Origin of the sequence: Algoriphagus sp. (assembly GCF_013373065.1) — a bacterium.
GTDB lineage: Bacteria > Bacteroidota > Bacteroidia > Cytophagales > Cyclobacteriaceae > Algoriphagus.
Window position 1 is genome coordinate 51,433 of record NZ_JABXIN010000020.1, and the last position, 22,058, is coordinate 73,490.

Annotated in this window: 20 protein-coding genes; 7 read left to right on the forward strand and 13 right to left on the reverse strand. The window is 40.9% G+C overall.

The window, feature by feature from the left end:
* Positions 1-32: 32 nt before the first annotated feature.
* Both HWE15_RS13430 and HWE15_RS13435 read right to left on the reverse strand, forming a co-directional pair.
* Positions 33-1,265, reverse strand: a complete 1,233-nt coding sequence (locus tag HWE15_RS13430; protein ID WP_290508057.1) for an ADP-ribosylglycohydrolase family protein — start codon at positions 1,263-1,265, stop codon at positions 33-35.
* Positions 1,266-2,228 (reverse strand): phosphotransferase, encoded by a 963-nt coding sequence (locus HWE15_RS13435; protein ID WP_290508058.1) that lies wholly within the window; start codon positions 2,226-2,228, stop codon positions 1,266-1,268.
* Between the two features lie 160 nt (positions 2,229-2,388).
* Here HWE15_RS13435 and HWE15_RS13440 point away from each other — a divergent pair, with 160 nt between their 5' ends.
* From HWE15_RS13440 to HWE15_RS13450, 3 genes are all read left to right on the forward strand, one after another.
* Positions 2,389-3,546, forward strand: a complete 1,158-nt coding sequence (locus HWE15_RS13440) for an acyl-CoA dehydrogenase family protein (protein WP_290508059.1) — start codon at positions 2,389-2,391, stop codon at positions 3,544-3,546.
* A 52-nt stretch (positions 3,547-3,598) separates the two neighbouring features.
* Positions 3,599-5,281 (forward strand): AMP-binding protein, encoded by a 1,683-nt coding sequence (locus tag HWE15_RS13445; protein WP_290508060.1) that lies wholly within the window; start codon positions 3,599-3,601, stop codon positions 5,279-5,281.
* A 130-nt stretch (positions 5,282-5,411) separates the two neighbouring features.
* The gene (locus HWE15_RS13450) at positions 5,412-6,626 is read left to right on the forward strand and encodes an arginine deiminase family protein (protein WP_290508061.1); all 1,215 of its coding nucleotides are present in this window, start codon (positions 5,412-5,414) and stop codon (positions 6,624-6,626) included.
* A 129-nt stretch (positions 6,627-6,755) separates the two neighbouring features.
* Here HWE15_RS13450 and HWE15_RS13455 read toward each other — a convergent pair whose 3' ends face one another.
* The 8 genes from HWE15_RS13455 to HWE15_RS13490 form a co-directional block, all read right to left on the reverse strand.
* A complete protein-coding gene (locus HWE15_RS13455; protein ID WP_290508062.1) occupies positions 6,756-7,823 on the reverse strand; it encodes a branched-chain amino acid aminotransferase in 1,068 nt (355 codons plus the stop codon).
* Positions 7,824-7,870: 47 nt separating this feature from the next.
* Entirely contained in the window at positions 7,871-8,425 is a 555-nt protein-coding gene (locus tag HWE15_RS13460; protein WP_290508063.1) for a cob(I)yrinic acid a,c-diamide adenosyltransferase, read from the reverse strand.
* A gap of 58 nt (positions 8,426-8,483) precedes the next feature.
* The gene (locus HWE15_RS13465) at positions 8,484-9,200 is read right to left on the reverse strand and encodes an ABC transporter ATP-binding protein (RefSeq protein WP_290508064.1); all 717 of its coding nucleotides are present in this window, start codon (positions 9,198-9,200) and stop codon (positions 8,484-8,486) included.
* A gap of 61 nt (positions 9,201-9,261) precedes the next feature.
* Positions 9,262-12,042 (reverse strand): hypothetical protein, encoded by a 2,781-nt coding sequence (locus HWE15_RS13470; RefSeq protein WP_290508065.1) that lies wholly within the window; start codon positions 12,040-12,042, stop codon positions 9,262-9,264.
* Positions 12,042-12,329 (reverse strand): Asp-tRNA(Asn)/Glu-tRNA(Gln) amidotransferase subunit GatC, encoded by a 288-nt coding sequence (gene gatC / locus HWE15_RS13475; RefSeq protein WP_290508066.1) that lies wholly within the window; start codon positions 12,327-12,329, stop codon positions 12,042-12,044. Before gatC ends, HWE15_RS13470 begins: the two co-directional genes overlap by 1 nt.
* Before the next feature lie 11 nt (positions 12,330-12,340).
* Complete coding sequence (locus HWE15_RS13480; RefSeq protein ID WP_367204001.1) at positions 12,341-12,883, reverse strand: lysophospholipid acyltransferase family protein; 543 nt, start codon at positions 12,881-12,883, stop codon at positions 12,341-12,343.
* A 181-nt stretch (positions 12,884-13,064) separates the two neighbouring features.
* The gene (locus HWE15_RS13485) at positions 13,065-13,442 is read right to left on the reverse strand and encodes a cyanoglobin (RefSeq protein WP_290508068.1); all 378 of its coding nucleotides are present in this window, start codon (positions 13,440-13,442) and stop codon (positions 13,065-13,067) included.
* Between the two features lie 27 nt (positions 13,443-13,469).
* Positions 13,470-14,819, reverse strand: coding sequence for an NfeD family protein (locus tag HWE15_RS13490; protein WP_290508069.1), 1,350 nt, complete (start codon positions 14,817-14,819; stop codon positions 13,470-13,472).
* Positions 14,820-15,014: 195 nt separating this feature from the next.
* Between HWE15_RS13490 and HWE15_RS13495 the strand changes: the two genes are divergently transcribed.
* The 4 genes from HWE15_RS13495 (at position 15,015) to HWE15_RS13510 (ending at position 18,225) form a co-directional block, all read left to right on the forward strand.
* Positions 15,015-16,157: a LysM peptidoglycan-binding domain-containing protein gene (locus HWE15_RS13495; RefSeq protein WP_290508070.1), complete on the forward strand. Its 1,143-nt coding sequence runs from the start codon at positions 15,015-15,017 to the stop codon at positions 16,155-16,157.
* A 76-nt stretch (positions 16,158-16,233) separates the two neighbouring features.
* A complete protein-coding gene (locus HWE15_RS13500) occupies positions 16,234-16,836 on the forward strand; it encodes a hypothetical protein (RefSeq protein ID WP_290508071.1) in 603 nt (200 codons plus the stop codon).
* Between the two features lie 61 nt (positions 16,837-16,897).
* On the forward strand, positions 16,898-17,452 hold the full coding sequence (locus HWE15_RS13505) for a hypothetical protein (protein WP_290508072.1): 555 nt from the start codon (positions 16,898-16,900) through the stop codon (positions 17,450-17,452).
* 5 nt (positions 17,453-17,457) lie between these two features.
* Entirely contained in the window at positions 17,458-18,225 is a 768-nt protein-coding gene (locus HWE15_RS13510; protein WP_290508073.1) for a TIGR02757 family protein, read from the forward strand.
* A 16-nt stretch (positions 18,226-18,241) separates the two neighbouring features.
* On the opposite strand, the gene HWE15_RS13515 is transcribed toward HWE15_RS13510, so the two are convergent.
* Genes HWE15_RS13515 through HWE15_RS13525 form a run of 3 tightly spaced genes read right to left on the reverse strand, consistent with a single transcriptional unit; the run spans position 18,242 to position 22,006 of the window.
* The gene (locus HWE15_RS13515; RefSeq protein ID WP_290508074.1) at positions 18,242-19,459 is read right to left on the reverse strand and encodes an ATP-grasp domain-containing protein; all 1,218 of its coding nucleotides are present in this window, start codon (positions 19,457-19,459) and stop codon (positions 18,242-18,244) included.
* A 1-nt stretch (position 19,460) separates the two neighbouring features.
* Entirely contained in the window at positions 19,461-20,882 is a 1,422-nt protein-coding gene (locus HWE15_RS13520) for a M17 family metallopeptidase (RefSeq protein WP_290508075.1), read from the reverse strand.
* Positions 20,883-20,884: 2 nt separating this feature from the next.
* Positions 20,885-22,006, reverse strand: coding sequence for an alpha/beta hydrolase-fold protein (locus tag HWE15_RS13525; protein WP_290508076.1), 1,122 nt, complete (start codon positions 22,004-22,006; stop codon positions 20,885-20,887).
* Between the last annotated feature and the right edge of the window lie 52 nt (positions 22,007-22,058).

A 22,058-nucleotide genomic window follows, 5' to 3' on the forward strand; every position in this document is an offset into this window, starting at 1 on the left:
AAAGCCCCAATTCATTAGAATTTGGGGCTTTTTTATTTTCCTGAGAGATGATTGCTTAAACTCCTACTGGTCTCTAGGAGATCAATTCCCAATAATTTTTTGTTTACAATCATCACTTGCTGCTTTTCTTTTTCAGGTAAAGCTTCGAATCCATAATAAGCTCCTAGAATTGCCCCCGCCAATGCTGCTGTTGTATCATTATCCCGACCATAATTGGTGAGAAATATCAGGGTATTCATAAAATCGAAGTCGGTATAAAGCATCGCAGTGAGGGTTTGAAGAAAAATTTCACCTGCATGAAAGGGCATGTCCTGAATTCGAGCGTCTAATTGCGAGTAGGCAAATTTCAAGGCTGGACTTTCAGGATCCATTTGATTCCCTAGAGAATCCAAACTTTTTGCCTCGTTAGCGATGGATTGGGCTTCCCAGATAATTCGGTTTGCTGTTCTTCCCACTAATCGACTTTCAACATATTGCTTCGGATCGACCTTCAAGGAGGCAAGCAAACTATCCGCATTTGCACCCTTTTCCATCCCTGCCGCTGTCATTGCAGCACTTAGGGCAGTCAAATCTTTGGCATAGCCCAAATCGTAAAGAGACAATTTATAGGTTTCTTCATAGGCATTTTTTGGGTTTCCCGGGAAATAGGATCCTAAAGCCGCTCCGTAGAGGAGTCCTGCACAAACCATTTCCCCACCATAAAATTTTCCAAGAGAATCTGCATACCCATTGAGGTTATTTGTGATATAGGGTTGGCTTACTTTTGCCCATTCCTGTAGCCATTCAACTTTAAGCAAGGCTTTTCCTTTCAGAAGGCTGTCATTTGGATCAATCTTGGAATATTCTTCGAAATAGAATGAATGTTGATCCACAATAAGTTGGGCAAAGGCTTTCGGTTCAAGCTGTTCTGGCCCTTGAGTTTGTAAAAATTCAGCGGTAAGAACTTTCCATCTTGTATCATCCGTCGTTCCACCTGCTGGTAAATTGGGGAGCCAAGTACCTTCTGGTGAGGCTTTTCGAGTCATCGAATCCAGTTTCTGGACAAAGCCATATTTGGATTGTATCATCTCTCGAGGCCACATTTCAGTAGGTGCACCCATTGCATCGCCTATTGCGCTTCCAACCAGCATTCCTAAAATTTTGTCCTGAAGTTCCTCTTCTGATAATCCGCTTTCAATAAGTTTCTTTTCAAAAGAAGGGGTTGGGTTAGGTTTAGAACAGGCTACTATTCCTAAGAGTAGGAGAATGATAATCGAATATCTCATTTAGAGGATGTAGTTTTTTGCCTGACTCAATAAAGATTGTTTTTGACTCAGGGTCAGATTTAAAGGAAGTTGAGCGATTCCAATCAGTCTGCGCATTATTTCAACCCCTCGGTAAGCTTGAGTCAAATCCCAATCAAATGAATTATTATAATTTGACTTCAAAGCGGATTCGACTTCCTTTCCTTGATTTCCAAAGTCAGCGTGTGCCAAAAATACGCCCAAATCAAATTCTGCATCTCCTAAAAAGGAGAATTCAGGATCGATGATTTTCACAGATTTTCTTGCATCCATCCAACTTCCAGGATAAAAATCTCCGTGGAGTAAAACCTTTCCCTCTGCCAGGTAGCGACTTCCAAGTTTGGTAATGACTTCTTTTAGTTTTTCATCTCGTTTAAAGTCCAAGCTCAGCTCTTGAAGACCTTCTTGAATTGTATTCAAGTCAAATCCGTTTTCTTCTTCAAAAGGAAATTTGAAAATATGTTCATGGTTAAGGGTTCGCATGGCCAGATTTTCGGGAAAATCCTGAGGCTGAAGGCGATGAAGTTGATCAAGGTATTGGATGAGTTGATCGATTTGATTTTGCTGAATTTTTTTGTCCTGGCTATAAATCCCAGAGAAATCACCCAATTCACCTAGATCCTCGGTAATCAATAGGTAACTTTCTGGGTACCAAGCTAGGATTCGAGGACTGAATCCTGCTAGCTCAGAATCCTTTTGAATTTCCTCATAAAACCGTTTTTCGGTTTGAATTCGCTCAATAGGGGCAGGGATTTGAGGAAATTTCCTCACGAATGTTCTCGACTGTTTTGCAATGACACTTCGCTGATTGGTGTGAATGCGAAGGACTTTGTTCATGTTGCTGTCATTCACCTCAGAAAATTCGGAAATGATTTCATTTGGGTTCCAGCAATCGAATGCTTGTAATTGATCTTTTGGGCTGTTAATTTCCAGCGTAAACTTCATTTTTTAGGAATCTTCAATTTAGTTTCAAACATATACGATCCTTTTCGAATTTCTATTTTCGAAGGAATACCTTTTTATCAACAAAGGTCCTTCATCAAAAAATCCATTCCTGTATAAGATTGAATTTATATTTTTACCCGAATTAAAATTATAAACCCAAATGTTTGGACTACCACGAAAACTATTTACTGAAGAACATGAGCTTTTCCGACAAAGTGTCCGGGATTTTATTGCTAAAGAAGTAATCCCTCATAACGACGAATGGGAAAAACAAAAGATGGTTTCCCGAGAATCCTGGAAAAAGTTCGGTGAGAATGGATTTTTAGGGATTCAGGCTCCAGAAGCACTTGGTGGCTTAAATATTCAAGACTTTCGATACAATGCGATTTTAATAGAAGAATTAGGCTTGAGCGGATGCTCTGGTCCGGCCATCGGTTATCCGTTGCATTCGGATATCGTGATGCCATATATTTTGCATTATGGTACCGAGGCTGCTCAGCAACGATACATTCCATCCATGATAAGTGGGGATTATATCGGGGCTGTGGCCATGACAGAACCAGGAGCTGGCTCTGATTTGCAAGGAATGCGATCCACTGCTGTAGATCACGGGGATTATTACTTGGTAAATGGTTCCAAGACTTTTATTACCAATGGATACCTTAGTGACGTAGTCGTTGTTGCAGTGAAAACCGATCCTTCCAAAGGTGCCAAAGGAATCAGCTTGGTACTGATCGATAGAGACATGGAGGGATTTTCAAAAGGAAAACCTTTTGAAAAGGTAGGTTTACATGCTCAGGATACCTGTGAACTTTTCTTTGAAGACGTTAAGGTTCCCAAAGAAAACTTGCTAGGAAAAGAAGGAGAGGGGTTCAAGTATTTGATGACCGAACTGGCCCAAGAGCGTTTAGTGGTTGCCTTGGCTGCAGTTGCTTTAGGTGAATTTATGCTAGATAGTACCATCTCCTACGTCAAGGAGCGGAAAGCCTTTAACAAAAGCCTTTCTGAATTTCAAAATACGAGGTTTAAATTGGCGGAAATGACGGCTTCCCTTGAGCAGGGAAGGATCTATTGTGATTACCTTGTTGAGCTGCATAATGAGGGAAAACTTGATTCCGCCATGGCTTCTGCAGCGAAATACAATATGACTGAATTGCAGTGTAAAGTAGCTGATGAATGTGTTCAACTTCATGGAGGCTATGGCTACATGTGGGAATACGGAGTTGCTAGAGCGTATGCCGATGCACGTGTACAGCGTATTTATGCAGGTACGAATGAGATTATGAAAGAACTTATCGCCCGAAAAATTTTAAAATAAACTTATATTCAAGATCGAATTTAAATTAACAATTCACCCAAATTGAGCCCATATGAAAGATTTTCCATGGTTTAAGCATTATCCCAACTTGGTGGATAAAGAAGTTGATTGTCAAGCCTATTCCAGCATCAGTGATTTATTTGATGAAAGTGTTCAAAAGTTTCAGGATGCAGTTGCTTATGAGTGTATGGGCAAGACCTTATCTTTTAAGGAAATCGATCGCTTAAGTGCTCAATTTGCGAATTACCTTATTCACGATCTTAAGTTGCCCAAAGGCGCTCGTGTTGCCATCCAAATGCCAAATATCCTTCAATACCCGGTGGTAATGTTTGGTGTTCTTCGAGCAGGAATGGTGGTTGTCAATACTAATCCACTTTATACCCCAGCTGAAATGAAGCATCAGTTTAATGACTCAGGTGCTGATGTGGTGGTGATTGTTGCCAATTTTGCTTACAATCTGGAAAAGATAAAAAATGATATCCAGGCAAAACATGTGATTGTAACTGAGTTGGGAGACTTGCTTGGGGGATTAAAAGGGACTATCGTTAACCTAGTTGTAAAGCACGTGAAAAAGATGGTTCCGGCCTATTCCATTCCCGGTGCTGTTTCCCTTAAATCTGCCTTGTCTAAAGGAGCGCGTCATTCCTTCCAAAAGGTAAAGTTGGGCTTGGAGGATACTGCATTCTTACAATATACGGGTGGAACAACAGGTGTTTCAAAAGGAGCTGAATTGACCCATGGAAATATAGTAGCAAACATGCAGCAGATTTCAGCTTGGATGAAACCAAAGTTACGGGAGAAGGAAGAAATCGTAGTCACTGCGCTTCCCCTATACCATATTTTCGCACTGACTGTAAACTGTCTTGCAATGTTGAAAATTGGTGCTCATAACTTGCTGATTACGAATCCGAGAGACATGAAAGCCTTTATCAAGGATCTTTCCAAACATCAGTTTACTGTTTTCACAGGAGTGAATACCTTGTTTAATGGGTTGCTTAATCAAGATGATTTTAAATCATTGGATTTCAGTAAGTTGAAAATTGCAGTTGGTGGCGGTATGGCGGTTCAAAAAGTAACTGCAGAGAATTGGAAATCTGTCACCGGAGTGCCATTGGCTGAGGGTTATGGATTAACAGAAACCTCACCGGTTGCGACCTGTAACCCTATTGATGGCACCGAACGAATTGGAACAATCGGCTTGCCTTTGCCAAATACAGAAGTGATGGTCGCAGATGACGAAGGGAATCCGCTTCCAATCGGAGAGCGTGGGGAGATTTGTATCAAAGGACCACAAGTTATGCGAGGCTATTGGCAACGTCCCGAAGAGACAGCCAATGTTATGCACGGAGATTGGTTTAAATCCGGTGATATCGGTGTGATGGATGAAGATGGGTTCTTCAAAATTGTAGATCGTAAAAAAGAGATGATTCTTGTCTCCGGCTTTAATGTGTATCCAAATGAAGTGGAGGATTGCATTGCAAGCTGTGCCGGCGTGCTCGAAGTTGGGGTAATTGGAATGCCTGATCCAAAATCAACCGAGAAAGTAGTAGCATATGTTGTTCCCAAGGATTCTTCTTTGACAGCTGACCAAGTCTTGAAACATTGTCACGAATCCTTGACTAATTACAAGGTTCCAAAGGAGATTTATTTCACCGAAGAACTTCCAAAATCCAATGTGGGCAAGATTCTTAGACGAAAAATCAAAGAAGCCCATATAGAAAAAATTAATGATTAAAATCCTTTAAGTTTTATCAGAAACCCGCTTCGAAAGGCAAGCGGGTTTTTTTATGATGTTTTATTAATTATTCCTTATTCATTTCCTTTTTCTGCAGAAAATCAATTATTTTTTTGAAAACTTTTCAAAAATGAATCTGAGAATTAATTCTGAATATGGTACGTTGCGGGCAGTTTTGATGCACCGACCGGGTAAAGAAATTGACCGATTGACTCCTTACAATAAAGAGTTTTTACTTTTTGAGGATGTTCCATACTTGGAAGCTTTGCAACAGGAGCATGATGCATTTTCAAACTTGATCAAATCGGCTACTGGAGCCACTGTCTTCCAGCTTCGGGAATTGTTGATTCGTGTCCTTTATGACCAGGAACTTCTTTTGAAATTAATCAGTGATTCTTTAAAACGCTCGGGTTTGATTCATTTGGCTGAGGAGATTTTTGAACGTTATTCAACTGCGGAATGTGCTGGTATTTTGACAGCCGGATTAAAGGTTCATGAGTTTCGACGAAAGTACCCAAATTTGGATGCTGGGGAATTACTGGAATATGCTTTTTTGATTTCTCCTTGTCCAAATCTTTATTTTCAACGTGACCCGATGGCTTTGACACCTGGTGGAATCATTTTTTCTTCCATGAAAATGGAAGGCCGGCAGCGAGAGGCTGATTTGCTCCGTACGATTTTTGAAAATCACCCGGAATTTAAAGACCATGTAAAACCCATTTATCCTTCAGTAGGAATGACAAACCCACCAAGTATTGAAGGTGGCGATGTCATCGTATTATCCCATGAGGCAGTTGCAATTGGAAACTCTGAGCGAACAGATGAAAAAGCGATTTACCATGCAGCGAAAGGACTTTTGGCGGAAGGAACTGTCAAACGAGTTTATGAAGTGCATTTGCCTTCACGTAGAAATTATATGCATTTGGACACGGTCTTCACAATCTTGGATGAAAATTTAGTTTTAACCTATCCGGATGCGATGAATGCAGTTTTGAAAACCTCTTGCTATACCTTGAAAGAGGTGGATGGAGATAAGGTTCATATTCGAAGAGAGGTATTGAAAGAGTCTTTGTTGACTGTTTTGGATCGGGAAATTCCGCATTTAGAGGTGTTGGCAACAGCAGATGGGAATCCTGATTATTCCATGCGAGAGCAGTGGTTTGATGGCGCCAATGTATTTGCCATTGGGCCTAGAAGGGTTATTTCCTATAATCGAAATATTCACACAAATCGTGCGCTTCGAAATATGGGGGTAGAGGTTTTAGAAATTCCTTCTTCAGAACTAAGTCGAGGATTGGGCGGTCCTCGCTGTATGACGATGCCGATTAGTAGGGCACGCGTTTAATAAAAAAATACAGGATTCTTTCTTAAGTCTTTATCAGATTGAGCACCTGCCTACCGGCAAAGGCAGGCAGAGACGCTCGGTCTGACATAAAAAGAGGTTTGGACAACCCTATTACTTTCAGCTGGGACCTTAGAACTTCATTATCCAGTGATGAGGATCTTCCTTGCTTCCGTATTTGATAGCATCCAGTTCTGCTAGTACGCGATGGGAGAATGCATCAGCAGGTTTTTCCGGAAGTCTATAATCCTGACCATCGATATGAATCACTTGGATGTGAGCAATGGTAGCTGCCGTCCCTGTTCCAAATGCTTCTTCAATGGTTCCATTTTCCAAGGCATTTTTTAATTCCTGTACGCTAAGGAAGCGTTCTTCCAAAGGTTCATTCCAATCTTTTGCTAATTGGATTACAGAATCCCGAGTGATCCCTTTTAGAATAGTACCGGTATGGGTAGGAGCGGTAATCAAGGTTCCATTGATTTTGAACATCACGTTCATTGTGCCGCTTTCCTCGATATTGGAATGTGATTTTCCATCAGTCCAAAGCAATTGATCATACCCTGCCTTTTGAGCTTGTAAGGCTGGATAAAGTGAAGCTGCATAGTTTCCTGCAGTTTTTGCTGCTCCAGTTCCTCCCTCTGTAGCTCGAGTGAATTTGGTTTCGACTTTTACACTCACTGGTCTGGAATAATAATTTCCTACCGGACAGGTGAAAATGATGAATTTATAGGTGTCTGAAGGCTTAACTCCAATGTAATCGTCGGTGGCAAACATGTATGGACGAACGTACAAAGAGGATCCTTTCGCGGAAGGAACCCAATCTCTATCCAATTCGATCAATTGCTTCATCCCTTCCATGAAAATCTCCTCCGGGATAGAAGGCATACACATGCGCTCGGCAGACTCATTCATTCTTCGCCAGTTGGCATCAGGTCTAAAAATCAATACTTCTCCTGCATCATTTTTATAAGCCTTTAACCCTTCAAAAATTGATTGTCCATAGTGCAAAGCTGCATTGGAAGGATTCAATTGAAGAGGACCGTAAGGAACAATTCGGAGATCTGTCCATTCTCCATTCCGGTAATCTGCCACAAACATGTGGTCTGAAATAGTTTTTCCAAAAACTAAATTCGAAAAATCTGTTTCAGCTAGTTTGGAAGACTGTGTTTTTGTAACCGGGATGGCAAGTGAGGTTTTCATAATTGTTTAATACAAATTGGAATAGAAATTCCTTTACTGAATGAGGATTATTTTTGAATTCTTGGACTCCAAGTCACTTCTTCGACCTGAAGGTCTTGGGCCATTTTTCTTCCTAAAGTGAAGAAGTAGTCTGAGAGTCTGTTTAGATATTTGATGACTAAGGGGTTGACTTCTTCGTAGGAAGCAAGTTCAACGACAAGTCGTTCTGTTCTTCTGCAGACGGTCCGAGCCAAATGACAAAACGAAACAGATGGATGTCCGCCTGGTAAAATAAATGCGGTGAGAGGAGGTAAACTGGATTCCATTTCATCCATTTTTTCCTCCAAAAACTCTATATCTGTGTCGAATAAGTCGGGTTTTTTAACTTTATCCTTACCAGGACTGGTTGCAAGATCTGCACCTATTGTGAATAAGCGGTCTTGGATTTCCTTTAACTCCTCACTTCTGTTCAGGTTAATTTCTTGGTCACGAAGCAATCCGACATAGGAATTAAGCTCGTCCACTGTTCCATAAGCGTCAATTCGTAAGTCTGATTTTGGTACTCGGATTCCGCCTAATAAAGAGGTGATTCCTTCGTCTCCGGTTTTGGTGTAGATTTTCATTCGGCTCCCTGCTTTGCTCGCACAAAAATAAGAATCTTCTTGGAAAAGGAGGCTTAAATTAAACCTGAGCAGTGGCTGCCCGAGTAGGATTCGGATTGATGGTATCTGATTCAACCAAACCATCTCGAAGGCGTACAACCCGATGCGCATAGTGCGCAATATCATCTTCGTGCGTTACCATGATGATTGTATTCCCCTTACTATGAAGCTCATGAAACAGTTCCATGATGTCATAAGAGGTTTTGGTATCCAAGTTTCCGGTAGGTTCATCAGCCAAAATAATACTAGGGTCGTTTACCAAAGCTCTTGCGATGGCTACCCGCTGACGCTGACCTCCAGAAAGTTCATTGGGGCGGTGTTTTGTTCGATCACCTAAACCTACGTTGTCGAGTGCTTTGAATGCCATTTCCTCACGTTCTTCACGGCTGTATCCTGCATAAACAAGCGGAAGAGCCACATTTTCAAGACAGGTAGCTCGAGGTAGTAAGTTAAAAGTTTGGAAAACGAAGCCGATTTCTTTGTTTCGAATCTCAGCCAATTCATTTTCACTCATGGAACTGACATCTTTATTGTTGAGGATGTAAGTCCCTGAGGTAGGGGTATCCAAGCAGCCTATAATATTCATGAGTGTGGATTTTCCTGAACCGGAAGGCCCCATAAAAGCTACGTATTCTCCTCGATCGACTGTAATTGAAACGGATTTGAGAGCTTGAATAATTTCAGCTCCCATTTTGTATGTTTTGTTGATTTCGTGAGTTTCGATGACTCTACTCATGTGGTGTGGGTTTAGTTTGCTTAAAAATAGATTCAATATTCAGAAAAAGCGAAAATTGTCTTTAAAATTTGCGCATTTGAAGTTGATAAAGCGTCTCATCATCAATCCATTCGCTCATTTTGCCCAGAGCATCCGTAGCATAATTACTTAAGCCTAATTGACGAGCTACTTGAACTTTTTTCATCCAAAGAATTGGATCCCGGTTGAATTCAGTTGCTGTATTCAAAATTTCATATTGGATCAAAGGGTCAGATTGAATCAATTGGGCAGACCAAATAAGAGGGGATAGGTATGGGTTTCCAGTTAGTTCATCTCCCTTTCCCAGCCAGTTTAAGAATGTTTGTACAGATTCCTGATTTTGTAAATCAGGGTTATTTGCAAACTGAGCCAATTGGGCATTCGCCCCGCGCACTTTTTGAATGAAATCTGCAAGTGCTTGGATTGTTTTTTGGGTTAATCCATGTGATTTGTAGATCAATAATCTTTGAGCCAAATCTGCCTTTAAGAGCTCATTTTCAAGAGAATTCCAATCTTCAAAAAGATCTTCAGGTAAGCGCTCATGGAGATTTTCGATCAGTTCTAGGTAAATGCTTTTTTCCGAGTCGGGGTTTTGTATCCAATCAGGAAAGTCCAGGTTATAATTCAAGCGGATTTCTTCGGCTTCTTGTTCAAACCCACCCAAAATCAATAATTCCCAATGGTAATTTTGAAAGGCCTGAAATCCTTGTTCTCTGGCAGCAAGCAATTCTTTTCCAGCTTTCTTGAAATCCATTTGTTGGGCAAGGATGTTACTTGAAAGGTGGAGGAAATAGCCCGCATCTCCCGGATTTCGAAAAGCCAATCCATTGAGATTTTTGATCGCATCTCCAACTCTACCCGCAGATAGACCTCGGATTACTGCGGTTTCTTGCAAAGACATGATGTAGGGATTCATCTGCTCTTCTTGCCAAAGGGAATCCAATAAGCTCAAATCTGACTCAGGGTTGGGTTGACCCAAAACAGAAAATAAATTTCGAAGTCCTGCCTGAATCAAAAGGGGAGAATCGCTTTCATTTAGAGATCTTTGAGTAGAGGATATCAAATCGGGCTCTGGATAGTTTCCCAATGCATGCTGCTGGGCTAAGGCATTGATCAATCCCGGGAAATCATCTGTATTCGTGGCCTCAACTTCCGGATTTCCGGATTTAAGTTGTGTAGCTAGAAGGTTGGTTTGACTGATTTTTTGACCTTCAGGAGCTTCCTCCAAAAGATTGATAGCATCTTCAGGTCGATTTGATTTGGTATAAAGCAAAGCCAGATTGTTACGGATTGCCTCACTTTTGGGGAAAAAGGTCAACCCTTGCTCGAGGGTTGTGATTGCCTGAAATATTTTCTGCTCCTTATGAAATCGATCCGCCAAAAGGATGATATTGTCCTCTTGGGGAGCCTCAGAAAAACTTTGTTCTAAATGACTCTTGGCTAAAGAAGGTTGTTTCATTTCCAATAGCAAATGAGCCAATGCATTTTTTGCCTTTGGGTTATTTCTATATCGAAACCAGGAATTTTCGTAAAGAATACTTGCTTCTAATTTCTGATCAGTAGCATAATAGTAATCCCCCAAAACTTGATTGCTAAGGGCATTGACCTGAACACCAATAATGCCATCGGCGTAGGTAGTCAACACTAAAAGAGCGATGAGTCCTCCAAGGCGCAAATGATAATAAGGGAGCGAAAAAGGTTTGAATAAAACGCGTTCCACTTCTTTTCCACTATCCATGAGGTTGAGAAAGTTTGAAAAGACATAGATCATAAAAAAGGTGGAAAACCCTAATTGTGTGTAAGTGAAAAGGTGTTTGAGCAACTCTTCTGCAGGTTGGTTTCCTACCAGTTTAATCTTCCAGATAACCCACAAAGTAAGCCCAAAACCAAGAAGCTGAAGCGCTTCCAAGGAAGAAGGGTTGGCTACCAAGGTGACGTCATTTTTTGCTTTTACACGTAAGACTAGCCATCCTAAAAGACCTACTGGAAATACTAAAAGCAATGGATGAATTGTAGGAATCCAGGAAATCGGAAGACCTGTTAAATCCAAAAAGATGTTGAATAACAAGACCAAGTAAATGAGCCCTAGGAATAGGAACTGAATTGAAACCTTGAGACCTAGATTTTTATTCGCGCGAGTAAGAAGTATATATAATCCGGAAAGAACAGAGTGGCCATTCCAAAAGATCCAGGCAATGCTCAATCCAAGCAGAAGAATCAAAACATGCTCACCTAAGAAAACCCCTGCTTGAGGAACTGAACTGTAAGTGATTAAAAGATAAACCGTTCCAGCTAGTAGAGCCAAATTCACAAAAAAGCGGAGGAAAAGGCTTCGTTGCTTTCCTTCTAAATGGAAGAAAACAGGCCCTGCCAGAGTTCCTACTATGGCGATGATGAGGGGGAAATTACTGTTCAGTCCTTCGATATTCAGTCCATTCAAGTTGCTAAGGACCAAGAGAACAATCCAGCCTGTAGATGCAATAAGAAAGCCCCATTTTCGAAAGGAAGATACTAAACTCAAAAAGAAGGCAATGAGAATGCACGATAGGATGGCAAAAAACTCATTTTCAATAGAAGGAATTTGAGGGGCGAATGATTGAAATTCCTGAAAAACCAAGAAGTTGTCCACTACGATTGGAAAGGACAGCGGGCCTATTGCCGCCCAATCAAAAGCTATAGGGAGCCTATCCAGAAAATAGCCGGGAAGGAGATTCCTGTATGGGACTGTATTAAATAGTAAATAGTAGGATGAAAAAAGCCCTCCGACAAGAATGAACAAGAGAGCAGGAATATAGCCCAGAAGGCGGGATTTGGGTTCTTGCATTATTCAATAACCTTTGGAACTCGGAAATAATCTGAATCACGCTTAGGTGCATTTTTCAGCCCTGCTTCATGATCTAAATGAATTCCTACCTGATCTTCCCGCATGTCATTAATCTCGGAAGACATGGTAGTCAAGGGTTCCACATTTTTTGTATCCAATTCTTTCAACTTTTCCACCCAATCTAAAATTTGACTCATATCCTGGGACATTTTTTCAGCACTCTTTTCATCAAACTCAAGTCGAGCCAAATGCGCTATTTTTTTGATGGATTCTTTATCTATTTTCATAATTAAAATTCTTACTTGATACCATTATCAGTATTCAATTGCTTTTGAATAATCTCAAAGCATTTTTCTTTCAAATCTTCCTCTGTCGTGTCTTTTTCAGGAATCAAAGCTTCGTGCAATACCATTTTAGCCGAATGGAAACCCAGCAAAAACCTGCCGTCTTCGGGTAAAATTAGATGATTAAACGATAATGTGACAGGAATAATGGGGATTTGTTTCTCAATAGCCAAGCGGAATGCGCCATATTTAAAATGAACCATTTTCGGTTGGTGCTGAGAATAAATTCCTCCTTCTGGGAATATGACAATGCTGCTTCCAGAGTCAAGTGCCAGGCCCGCTCTACGCATGGTTTCGGCACGGCTCTTTACTCTGGATCGGTCTACAGCGATGTGTAGTTTTTTGAAATAATAACCAAATAATGGTGCTTTTCGGATGGAGGCTTTCCCTATAAATTGAACATCTCCCGGAATGAAGCCCATCATGGGGATATCCAAATAAGAGAAATGGTTGGCAGCAAAAATATAGGGTTGATTTTTTTTCAATTTGCACCTCATATCCAGGTGAACGGGTTTGAAGATCAAGGTAAAATAAACCTTTGCCCAATATTGGTTTATTTTTCTTCCAAAGGCCTGCCAACCAGGAACCCAAATGCAAATGAGGAAAAATGGAAAAATAAGGATGAAGCTAATGACAAATAAAAGCCCTGCGTAGATCGAATATAATCCTCTAAAAAAATCACGCATGATTTACCATGTGATTTGCAACCTTGATAAAATATCCCATCATCATTTCCCTGACGCCCTGTTCCAATTCCACTTGATCCATAGCATCAAGCATGGTATTCATCCAATGGTTTCGAAGATTGGAATCAATTTTCCATTGCATATGGCGAAGTCTAAGTCGTGGATGACCCCGTTCTTCTGAGTAGGTTTGAGGTCCACCAAAAACCTGAACCAAAAATAAAAACAAGCGTCTTTCAGCAGGTCCTAAATCGGCCTCAGGGTAAAGCTTTCGTAGCTCTTCATTTTTACTTACTCCCTGATAGAAATGATGAACAAGCTCCTGGATTTTTTCTTCACCGATTGCTTCGTAAATGCTTTGAAAGGGATTCATGTGGCAAACTTAGCAAAAAGCATACGTTTAGCCTTCGAGTTTTTTCACTTTCAAAGAGGTGCCCTCAGTAGAGATGACCACTATTTTTTCTCCTTGTTCGATAAACTCGCCACGGGAATAGGCATCAAAAATTTCTCCTTCAATTTCAATCCTTCCACTTGGCCTAAGCCTAGAATGAACCACTCCTGTTTTTCCTTTTAGACTTTCAGGATAAAAGGTGGATGTGTATCCTTCACCTCTATCCTGAGTAGTTGCCAGGGTTATGGTGTTAAATGCTTTCCAGGAATTCACTTTGGGAGTGAGCCAGAAAATTAAGCCGACAGCTGTTATTGCCGCTAGAATCACTGTCAATAAAGCAGTGAATAGCTGTTCTGCAGGGACGAATTGAAAATCAAAATTTTGGTTGGGAAGCATTCCAAGGACTAGCCCGGCAAAGATTCCAATGATTCCTAAAATTCCAAAAATGCCAAACCCAGGGACTACAAACAATTCTATGGCGAGTAAAATCACTCCTGCTACAAATACAATCACTTCCCAATTTTCTGCCAAACCATTGAGGTAATAGGGAATAAAATAAAGTATGGTCGCCACAATTGAAGCCGCCAAAGGAAACCCCACGCCTGGAGTTTGCAGCTCAAAATAAATTCCTCCTATGATAATCAGAATTAAAATTCCTGAGATAGCAGGATTGAGGAAGAAGGAAATAATCTGCTCGGTACCAGAGACACTGTAGGATATAATTTCAGCATCCTCAATTCCCTGTGCTTCTAAGATAGCATCAATAGATCGGTATTCTCCTTCACAGAATCCATACTTGATTGCCTCGGAAACAGATAAAGTCAATACAGAACCTTTTTCACTTATCCCTTCGATTTCGATTTTTTCATCGACCATGGCTTCGGCGATTTTTGGATCTCTTCCCGTGGCTTCGGCAGTGCTACGCATCATGGATCGCATGTACGATTGATATTTATCAGGAGCTGCACTTCCATCCGTACCGCTGACAACAGTGGCTGCTCCTATACTTGAACCCGGCGCCATATATATGCTGTCGCTTGCAATGGAAATAAGCGCCCCCGCAGATGCTGCATCCTTATTGATAAATGTGTATACAGGGACAGGAGCCTCCAATATCATGGTTCTGATATCATCCGCATCATTCACAGCTCCTCCATAGGTATCCATTTCAATGATTATTAGGTCAGCTTCTTCCTTTGTAGCATTCTCCAAGGCTAATTTCACCCTTCGGTTCATCGCAGGATCGATATCCCGATCAATTTTGAAAAGATAAATTCGCTCAATTGGCGTTGTTTGAGCATGAATTTGCTGGGAGAGAGACCCAAGCAACAATAGGATACAAATTAGAAATCGACTCATATAGCAAGATACCTTTTTCAATGAATTTTCACGTTGATTGGGTAGTAAAAGATCATTGGATTTGACTTTTTAACTAGCTATCCTGGGATTTGAGGGGCTTCGCTGCTGTTTAGCATAATTCTTGATACTTTCTTACTAAATCGATTTTCACCTTAGATTTTAACTTTATACAGGATTATGCAAATGCCCAAATACTTGACATTAACCACTTTCATTGTTTTGGCTTCTTGGGGGACCTTATCTGCAACAGGTTTGGATTCTCTTCGAACAGAAAAGATCGGGGGACAAAGTTTTGTCATTCATGAAGTGGAGGCTAAAGAAACGTTGTTTGCAATTTCTCGCCGCTATGGAACTCCTGTGGGAGATATTGTCAAGGCAAATGAAACCTTAAAAAGTGGTCTAAAAATCGGTCAACAAATTCGGATTCCTTTTATCAGTGAAGCCGCTATTCCTGAAGGTTCGGATTTACATAAGGTTGCCTCTGGTGAAACCTTATTTGCCATTTCCAAAAAGTACGGTGTCAGTGTAGAAGAATTAAAAGCTTGGAACAAGCTCAAAGGAAATGATTTAAGTGTTGGACAGGCTTTGATAATTCGTCAAACAGAACCTGCTCCAAGTCCTGTATCCGAAGTTAAACCTACACCTACACCAGCGCCAGTAGTAGAAGAAACTCCAAAGACAGAAGTAAAACAAATAGCGGAAAAGAAAGTAGACGCTCCTAAAGAGGAAATTAAAAAGGCTGAAAAAGCAGTAAAGAAAACGAGTGAAACACCTGCTTCTACAGTTGTTACTGCTTCTTCCAATTCAACGCCAATAGTCCCGGGAGATTGGATTTCCCATGAGGTACGGTCTGGTGAGACTTTATTTTCGGTTGCAAAACAATACAATGCTCAACTAGAAGATTTGATCACTTGGAATGCCCTGAGCTCCAATAATTTGAAAGTTGGTCAAGTGCTGAAAGTAGGTAGGGCAGAGCCTGGACCTTCTAAGGTGCCCATCGTAGGAGACCCCAAAGTAGCTTCTTCCATTGAGGAAATGCATGCTGTTCCAGATGGTGCTAGTACAGGTGGCTTTAAAAATATTTCAGAGCTGGGCCAAGCAGAGGTAATTCCCGGAACCGATAGTCATAAAAAATATTTGGTTCTTCATCGAACCGCCCCAGTAGGAACCATCATGCGAGTGAGAAATGAAGAGAATGACATTACCATTTTTGCAAGGGTGGTAGGAGTTTTGCCTGAAACAGGAGACAACTCTAGATTACTGATCAAATTATCCCAAGCTGCTTATGAGCAGTTGAAAGCGGTTAATTCCCGATTCCCGGTGGAGGTCACCTACTAAAATTGAATTCAAACAGCCCGGTTTTTTAAATCGGGCTTTTTTTTGAACTATATCCAATCTTCCAAGTTCTGCTTCTATGAATCAAAAACAGGTATTCTTCTTTCTAATAATTGTTTTTTCATTTTGTCTTTCCACAGAAATTTTTGCTCAAACTTCTGAGGAGTTATCAGGATTCAATGAGATGCGCCTGGATTATAACCGTAAAGGCATGTTGATTCTCGGAACTTGGGCAATAGGAAATATGATTTGGGGAGGAATAGCGGCTGGACAGACCACGGGAGAGGTCAAAGCTTTTCATCAAATGAATCTGTATTGGAATTCGGTCAATCTTTTGATTGCAGGATTTGGGTACTGGCAAGCCACTCAGAATCCAGATAATCTAGGATTATTAGAGACAATCAATGCTCAAAATTCTATTGAAAAAATCCTTTTGTTCAATGCTGCATTGGATGTAGCTTATGTCTCCAGTGGTTTCTATTTGAAGGAGCGAGGACTTCGAAAATCCAATTTAAAGCTTCAGGGTTTTGGAAAAGCCTTGATGCTTCAGGGAGCGTTTTTATTTGTCTTTGATGGAGTGATGTATGCCTTTCACCAGCAGCATGGGCAAGAAATACCTGCCATTTTTGAGCAACTGACCTTAGGTCTTACGGGTTTTTCCTTAAATATTCCTCTGAATTGAGAAATTGACAGGTTTGTCATTGTAGGCTATCCAAGGTACCTTTGTGTTCTAGTACAAGTACATGAATAAAATCCAGCTCTTCTTCCACCATCTGTTCCGCTTTATCTGGAACTTGATTTTTGTGATCTCTTATCCCATTCTGGCTAGTTTTGGCCTGTTGTTTATTGGATTGACATGGCTTTTTTCACAATTATCCAAGCTACTGACACGCATAAAGCCTGAAGGAAGAAAGGTGGTATTGAAGGAAAGCGAATGGGAACTCATGCCCCATACTCAAGAGCTTTTGGAAGCTAAATTGGTTAAAAACATCATGTTTGGCCCGTCAGGATTTCGCTTACGACGAATGGATGGTGTTCCTTCTGTGCTCTCCGATTTTGTTTTTGGAAATAAGGTTCGCATAATTGAAGAGGGGCTGATTTTGGAAAAATGGAATAGTACTGACCCAAAGCACCTTCCAGATTTTGATATTTGCTTGTATAATCCCGATGAGGATAGTTTGCGGCCGCTGACTACGATCAAATGCTTTGATTGGCATGTCTCAGAACGTGTTGAAAACCAGCTCTTTTTCAAATGGTTTGATGGGACGCAGGGAGGAGAAGTAGAAGTTGCACTCTAAGTTCCATGCAGGATTTAAAGGGGTTTTTAGACGAAAAAGTCGAAGAGTATAATCAGCCGGGATTTATCCCTAATGACCCTATTTCCATTCCCCATTTATTTCGAAAAAAAGAGGATATAGAGATCGCTGGATTTTTTGCAGCCATCTTGGCTTGGGGTCAGCGAAAAACGATCATTTCAAAATGCCTGGATCTTTTTAAAAGAATGGAGAATTCACCTCATGATTTTATAATCAATCATCAGGAACCTGATTTGAAAGCTTTTTTGAATTTCAAGCATCGCACCTTCAATGAAGTGGATACCCTATACTTTATTCACTTTTTATCCTGGTTTTATCGAAATCACTCCTCTTTGGAGGAAGCTTTTCTTACTCACAATGGGAAGGAAGGAGAGCCTATGGAAGGAATGCTCATCCATTTTCATGAGCTGTTTTTTTCCATGCCAGAGTCCCCAAGTCGAACCCGAAAGCATATTGCTACTCCGGCTAGAAAGTCTGCTTGTAAGCGAATGAATATGTTTTTGCGATGGATGGTTCGTTCCGATGAAAAGGGGGTGGATTTTGGAATATGGAAGCGTATTCAGCCCAGTCAACTGATCTGTCCCTGTGATTTGCATGTGGATCGAGTAGCTCGAAAGTTGGGGCTGATTACAAGGAAACAAACCGATTGGCAGACGGCACTTGAACTTACCGAACGCTTACGGGAATTTGACCCCAAGGATCCAATCAAATATGATTTTGCACTCTTTGGTTTAGGGGTTGAAGAAAAGTTCTAAAATCCAGTTTGATTCCTTAGTGAAACTTTTTGACTTCTGGAGCTGCAGCAGTGGTTGAAAAATCCCGAGCCAAACGATCCGCATACTCATCCAATAACTTACTAACACGATCTCTACTTTTGGACCGAAGGACCAAACCTGCATGGTAATCCAAAGGTACTCGAAAATATACTTCAGGATCATCAAATCCACTCAAATCCGGTTTTTCATATTTGGATAGTGTAAGAACAATCCCTGCATACTGCTTGGAGGCTTTAGGAAGTTTATATTCTTTTCCTTTGACCAAGGCATCTTCAATTTTGGCCCATTCCGCCCAAAGATTTATATCAGTTGCAGCTTCAACCATTTCAGCCAAATGCGCGCCACCTACTCGGGATGATGTCTCTAAAAAGTAGATTTTTCCATCTTCATGACATTTGATAAACTCCGTATGGCTCGCACCGGATTGTAGCCCAAAGGCCTTCATAATGGCTTTATTGGATTTTTTAATGGCTTGTTCATCCTCTGAGCCGTATTCTAAATTTGCCGATCGGAAAATTCCTCCACCTTGGGAAATTTCCATGGGAGTTGCAAGGTATTTAGAGACGGTAAGGAAAAGGCTTTTTCCATTAAACATCAGCCCATCAGCATGGTATACATCTCCAGGCTTAAATTGCTCCACCAAGTAATGGAGTCTATTATCTCCCAATTCATGGATATGCTTCCAAAGCTCCTCTTTATCATGAACCTTGATAATCCCATGAGCCGAAGCTTCTGAGCGAGGCTTTAGGACCCAGGGGGCTTTCACATGGTCTGCATATTGATTGATATCTTCATCATTGAACAAAGGCGAGAAAGGCGGGACATTGATTCCTGCATCCTGTGCCTTAATTCGCATGGCTAATTTGTCGCGGAAGTATCTTCCGGTGGTTTGGCCCATTCCAGGGATTCGGAGGTTTTCACGAAGGAAAGTTGCCTTTTCAACATCATAATCATCTAAGGCTACAATCGCATCAATTTTGTTTTCCTTCATCAGGCCGCCAACCCCTTTCAATAAAAGTTCTAAATCCCAGTCCAAATCCTGCCCTGGCATATAAAAAACCTCGTCAATGTATTCGTAGGCCCAAGCTGAATCTTTCAATTTTTCAGAGGTAACCAAAAAGACCCGATTTCCTTGTTTTTTAAGCGAAATCAAAAAAGCATTTCCTTTAAAGTAGTTGGAAATACATAGAAAAGTGTTGCCTGAAGTTTCCATATTAAAGATGATTTTCTATCAAATTAAGCAATAAACCTACACCGAATGCGGTTCCTGTTTTGCTTTTTGAAAATTCACTGTCCGAAAAAGCCACTCCTGCAATATCTAAATGAGCCCAAGAAGGATGTTCGTGGGTAAAAGCTTGCAAAAAGGTAGCTGCTGTGATTGCGCCTGCAATTGGTTTTCCGTGATAATTGCGGATGTCTGCAATTTCACTATCCATTTCTTGAGCATATTCCTTCCAAATAGGTAAGGGCCAAGATTTTTCCCCTACGGCTTTTCCAGCTTCTTGAATGAGTAGACTTAATTGCTCATCATTTGAAAATAAAGCGGCGCATTCATATCCAAAAGTCCCTACAACTGAGCCAGTTAAGGTTGCTAAATCAATTATATGATCAGGTTGATATTCTTTTACGAGATAGGACAAGCCGTCTGCTAAAATCAAGCGTCCTTCAGCGTCAGTATCTACGATTTCAATGGATTTTCCGGAATGGCTTTGAATTACTTCCGAGGGGAGGTAGGCATGTTGATCAACCGCATTTTCAACTGCAGGTACAATGGTTGTCAGATTAATGGGGATGGATAAGGAAGCAATGAGTTGTGTGGCTGCCAGAACCGCAGCAGCTCCTCCCATATCGGACTTCATGTAATGCATTCCCTGAGTTTTGACATTGAGTCCCCCCGTGTCAAAGGTGACGCCTTTACCGACTAATCCAATGTGTTTCTTGGCCTTTTGATGTCTGTATTCCAGAATAATAAATCTAGGTTCTTTTACGGAACCTCTAGCTACAGCAAGAAATGCTTCCAAGCCTATTTTTTTGGCTTTTTTTGCATCAAAAATATGCACATCTAATTTCTGATCCTGAGCCAAATTTTTAGACCAGTCAGCGAGATATTCCGGGGTCAACACGTTCGGAGGTAAATCCACCATCCGGAATGCCTCAGTCTTGGCGTGTAGGATTTTCTCAGCTCGATCCACGATATTTTTAAAGGATTTATCGGGATGTAAAATTCCGACTTTGAGCTTTTTGAAATTTTCTTTCCGTTTTTCTTTAAAAAAATCAGCTGAATAGGCCCCAAGCCCAAAACCTACAAGTGCTGCCTCTAAAAGGATGGCTGAAAAGGAGTCTAGAAATTCTAAAATCACTTCACTTTTTACCAAATCACTTTTTTTGGAAAGGATTCTTCGGAAAGCATTTTCTACTTCCTTATAGTTGGGATTTGAGCCCAGACCGATCAGTAAATAGAGGTTTCCATTTGCAGTAAATGCATAGTGGCTATCTTTTTTACCTGAAAATAGAGATTCAGAAATTCCAGATTCCGGAAATCTATTTTGAAGGAATTGTTCGGTTTCTTTCTCAACTAAAGGAAGTACATGGAGAACTCCCTCATTTATATTTTTGGGATGGAATTGAAATTTCATGATTAGTCAGGTTTATCGCTGAAAAATAGCCACTCGATGGCTTTTGGGAACTCGTCGCTCCAATAGGTTTCATTGTGTTTGCCCTCCATATTGATGGATAGGCGAATTTTCATTTTTCCTTGCAGGCTTTCCCGCTTGAGAAGCCTTTTTCTGAATTTGGTAACATGGTCAACCATGGTCTCACTTTCATCGCCTCCAGCATAGAGATAAAGGCGGGTTTCCTGAGGTTCAAAAAAGTCCAAAAACCCTAATTTAATTTTGGGGATTACCCAAAGGGAGGGAGAAAAGACCATCAGTTTTCCGAAAACCTCAGGATAGATTAAGCCTGAAAAAATACTGACTAAACCTCCCATCGAACTCCCTCCAATACCTGTAAATTCTCGTTCTGGCTTAGTTCGGAAGGTTTTGTCTACAAAAGGCTTGAGTGTATCTGTGATAAAACGAATGTATTTTTTTCCATGTCCCACTCCAAGGAGGGTTCTGCCAACATTGTATTCCTGAATCCGGTCTGATTCGGCATGTTCAATGGCGATGATGATGATTTTTCCGATACCGTAGTCGGACATTACGGCCAGCTTTTTATCAATCTGCCAATTGAAATCAGATTTCTCATTAAAGAGGTTTTGGGCATCTTGGAGGTAAAGCACGGGATAATGCTCATCACTTGTTTCGTAGTCATGGGGAAGCAATGCCCAGATTTTCCGTCTCTTATTCAATTGAGGGATCTCAAATTCTTCCGAAATCAAGTGGATTTTTGGTAATTGACTAGGGCGGTAGGGGAGCCAGTTATGACGCCATTTGGCCACTTTTTCAGTTCGGACCCATTCGGAATTGTTCCAAGTTCGGTTAGGAGTTTTGTTCCCATACCGGTCAATTTCTACTTCGGACCAATCCCCTTTGGTGAATTTATAAATCAGCTCTCCTTCAAATTCTTTTCCTTCGGGAAAGGTGAATTCATAACGGCCTTCCTTGATTTTTTCCATTCGGAATTTGTAATCCTGTGTGGCCCAGTTATTAAAATTTCCCGCGATATATACAGGTCTATCATCATCATTCGGAGTGAGAAGGATGATTTTTTTGGTTTTGGTGACCGTACTAAAATCGGGTAATTCTGTTGGGTTCATGGATAGGCTTTGAGATCAATCCAAAGGTGATATACAAAAATAGTCGTTGAGG

Bases quoted from the DNA above. Each gene is read 5' to 3' on its own strand.
- HWE15_RS13460 (WP_290508063.1), bottom strand. From the start codon at position 8,425: ATGAAAATCTACACCAAAACCGGAGACGAAGGAATCACCTCTTTATTA.
- HWE15_RS13430 (WP_290508057.1), bottom strand. From the start codon at position 1,265: ATGAGATATTCGATTATCATTCTCCTACTCTTAGGAATAGTAGCCTGT.
- HWE15_RS13500 (WP_290508071.1), top strand. From the start codon at position 16,234: ATGAATCAAAAACAGGTATTCTTCTTTCTAATAATTGTTTTTTCATTT.
- HWE15_RS13520 (WP_290508075.1), bottom strand. From the start codon at position 20,882: ATGAAATTTCAATTCCATCCCAAAAATATAAATGAGGGAGTTCTCCAT.
- HWE15_RS13515 (WP_290508074.1), bottom strand. From the start codon at position 19,459: ATGGAAACTTCAGGCAACACTTTTCTATGTATTTCCAACTACTTTAAA.
- HWE15_RS13490 (WP_290508069.1), bottom strand. From the start codon at position 14,819: ATGAGTCGATTTCTAATTTGTATCCTATTGTTGCTTGGGTCTCTCTCC.
- HWE15_RS13440 (WP_290508059.1), top strand. From the start codon at position 2,389: ATGTTTGGACTACCACGAAAACTATTTACTGAAGAACATGAGCTTTTC.
- HWE15_RS13435 (WP_290508058.1), bottom strand. From the start codon at position 2,228: ATGAAGTTTACGCTGGAAATTAACAGCCCAAAAGATCAATTACAAGCA.
- HWE15_RS13465 (WP_290508064.1), bottom strand. From the start codon at position 9,200: ATGAGTAGAGTCATCGAAACTCACGAAATCAACAAAACATACAAAATG.
- gatC (WP_290508066.1), bottom strand. From the start codon at position 12,329: ATGAAAATAGATAAAGAATCCATCAAAAAAATAGCGCATTTGGCTCGA.
- HWE15_RS13505 (WP_290508072.1), top strand. From the start codon at position 16,898: ATGAATAAAATCCAGCTCTTCTTCCACCATCTGTTCCGCTTTATCTGG.
- HWE15_RS13470 (WP_290508065.1), bottom strand. From the start codon at position 12,042: ATGCAAGAACCCAAATCCCGCCTTCTGGGCTATATTCCTGCTCTCTTG.
- HWE15_RS13525 (WP_290508076.1), bottom strand. From the start codon at position 22,006: ATGAACCCAACAGAATTACCCGATTTTAGTACGGTCACCAAAACCAAA.
- HWE15_RS13510 (WP_290508073.1), top strand. From the start codon at position 17,458: ATGCAGGATTTAAAGGGGTTTTTAGACGAAAAAGTCGAAGAGTATAAT.
- HWE15_RS13450 (WP_290508061.1), top strand. From the start codon at position 5,412: ATGAATCTGAGAATTAATTCTGAATATGGTACGTTGCGGGCAGTTTTG.
- HWE15_RS13445 (WP_290508060.1), top strand. From the start codon at position 3,599: ATGAAAGATTTTCCATGGTTTAAGCATTATCCCAACTTGGTGGATAAA.
- HWE15_RS13485 (WP_290508068.1), bottom strand. From the start codon at position 13,442: ATGAATCCCTTTCAAAGCATTTACGAAGCAATCGGTGAAGAAAAAATC.
- HWE15_RS13480 (WP_367204001.1), bottom strand. From the start codon at position 12,883: ATGAGGTGCAAATTGAAAAAAAATCAACCCTATATTTTTGCTGCCAAC.
- HWE15_RS13455 (WP_290508062.1), bottom strand. From the start codon at position 7,823: ATGAAAACCTCACTTGCCATCCCGGTTACAAAAACACAGTCTTCCAAA.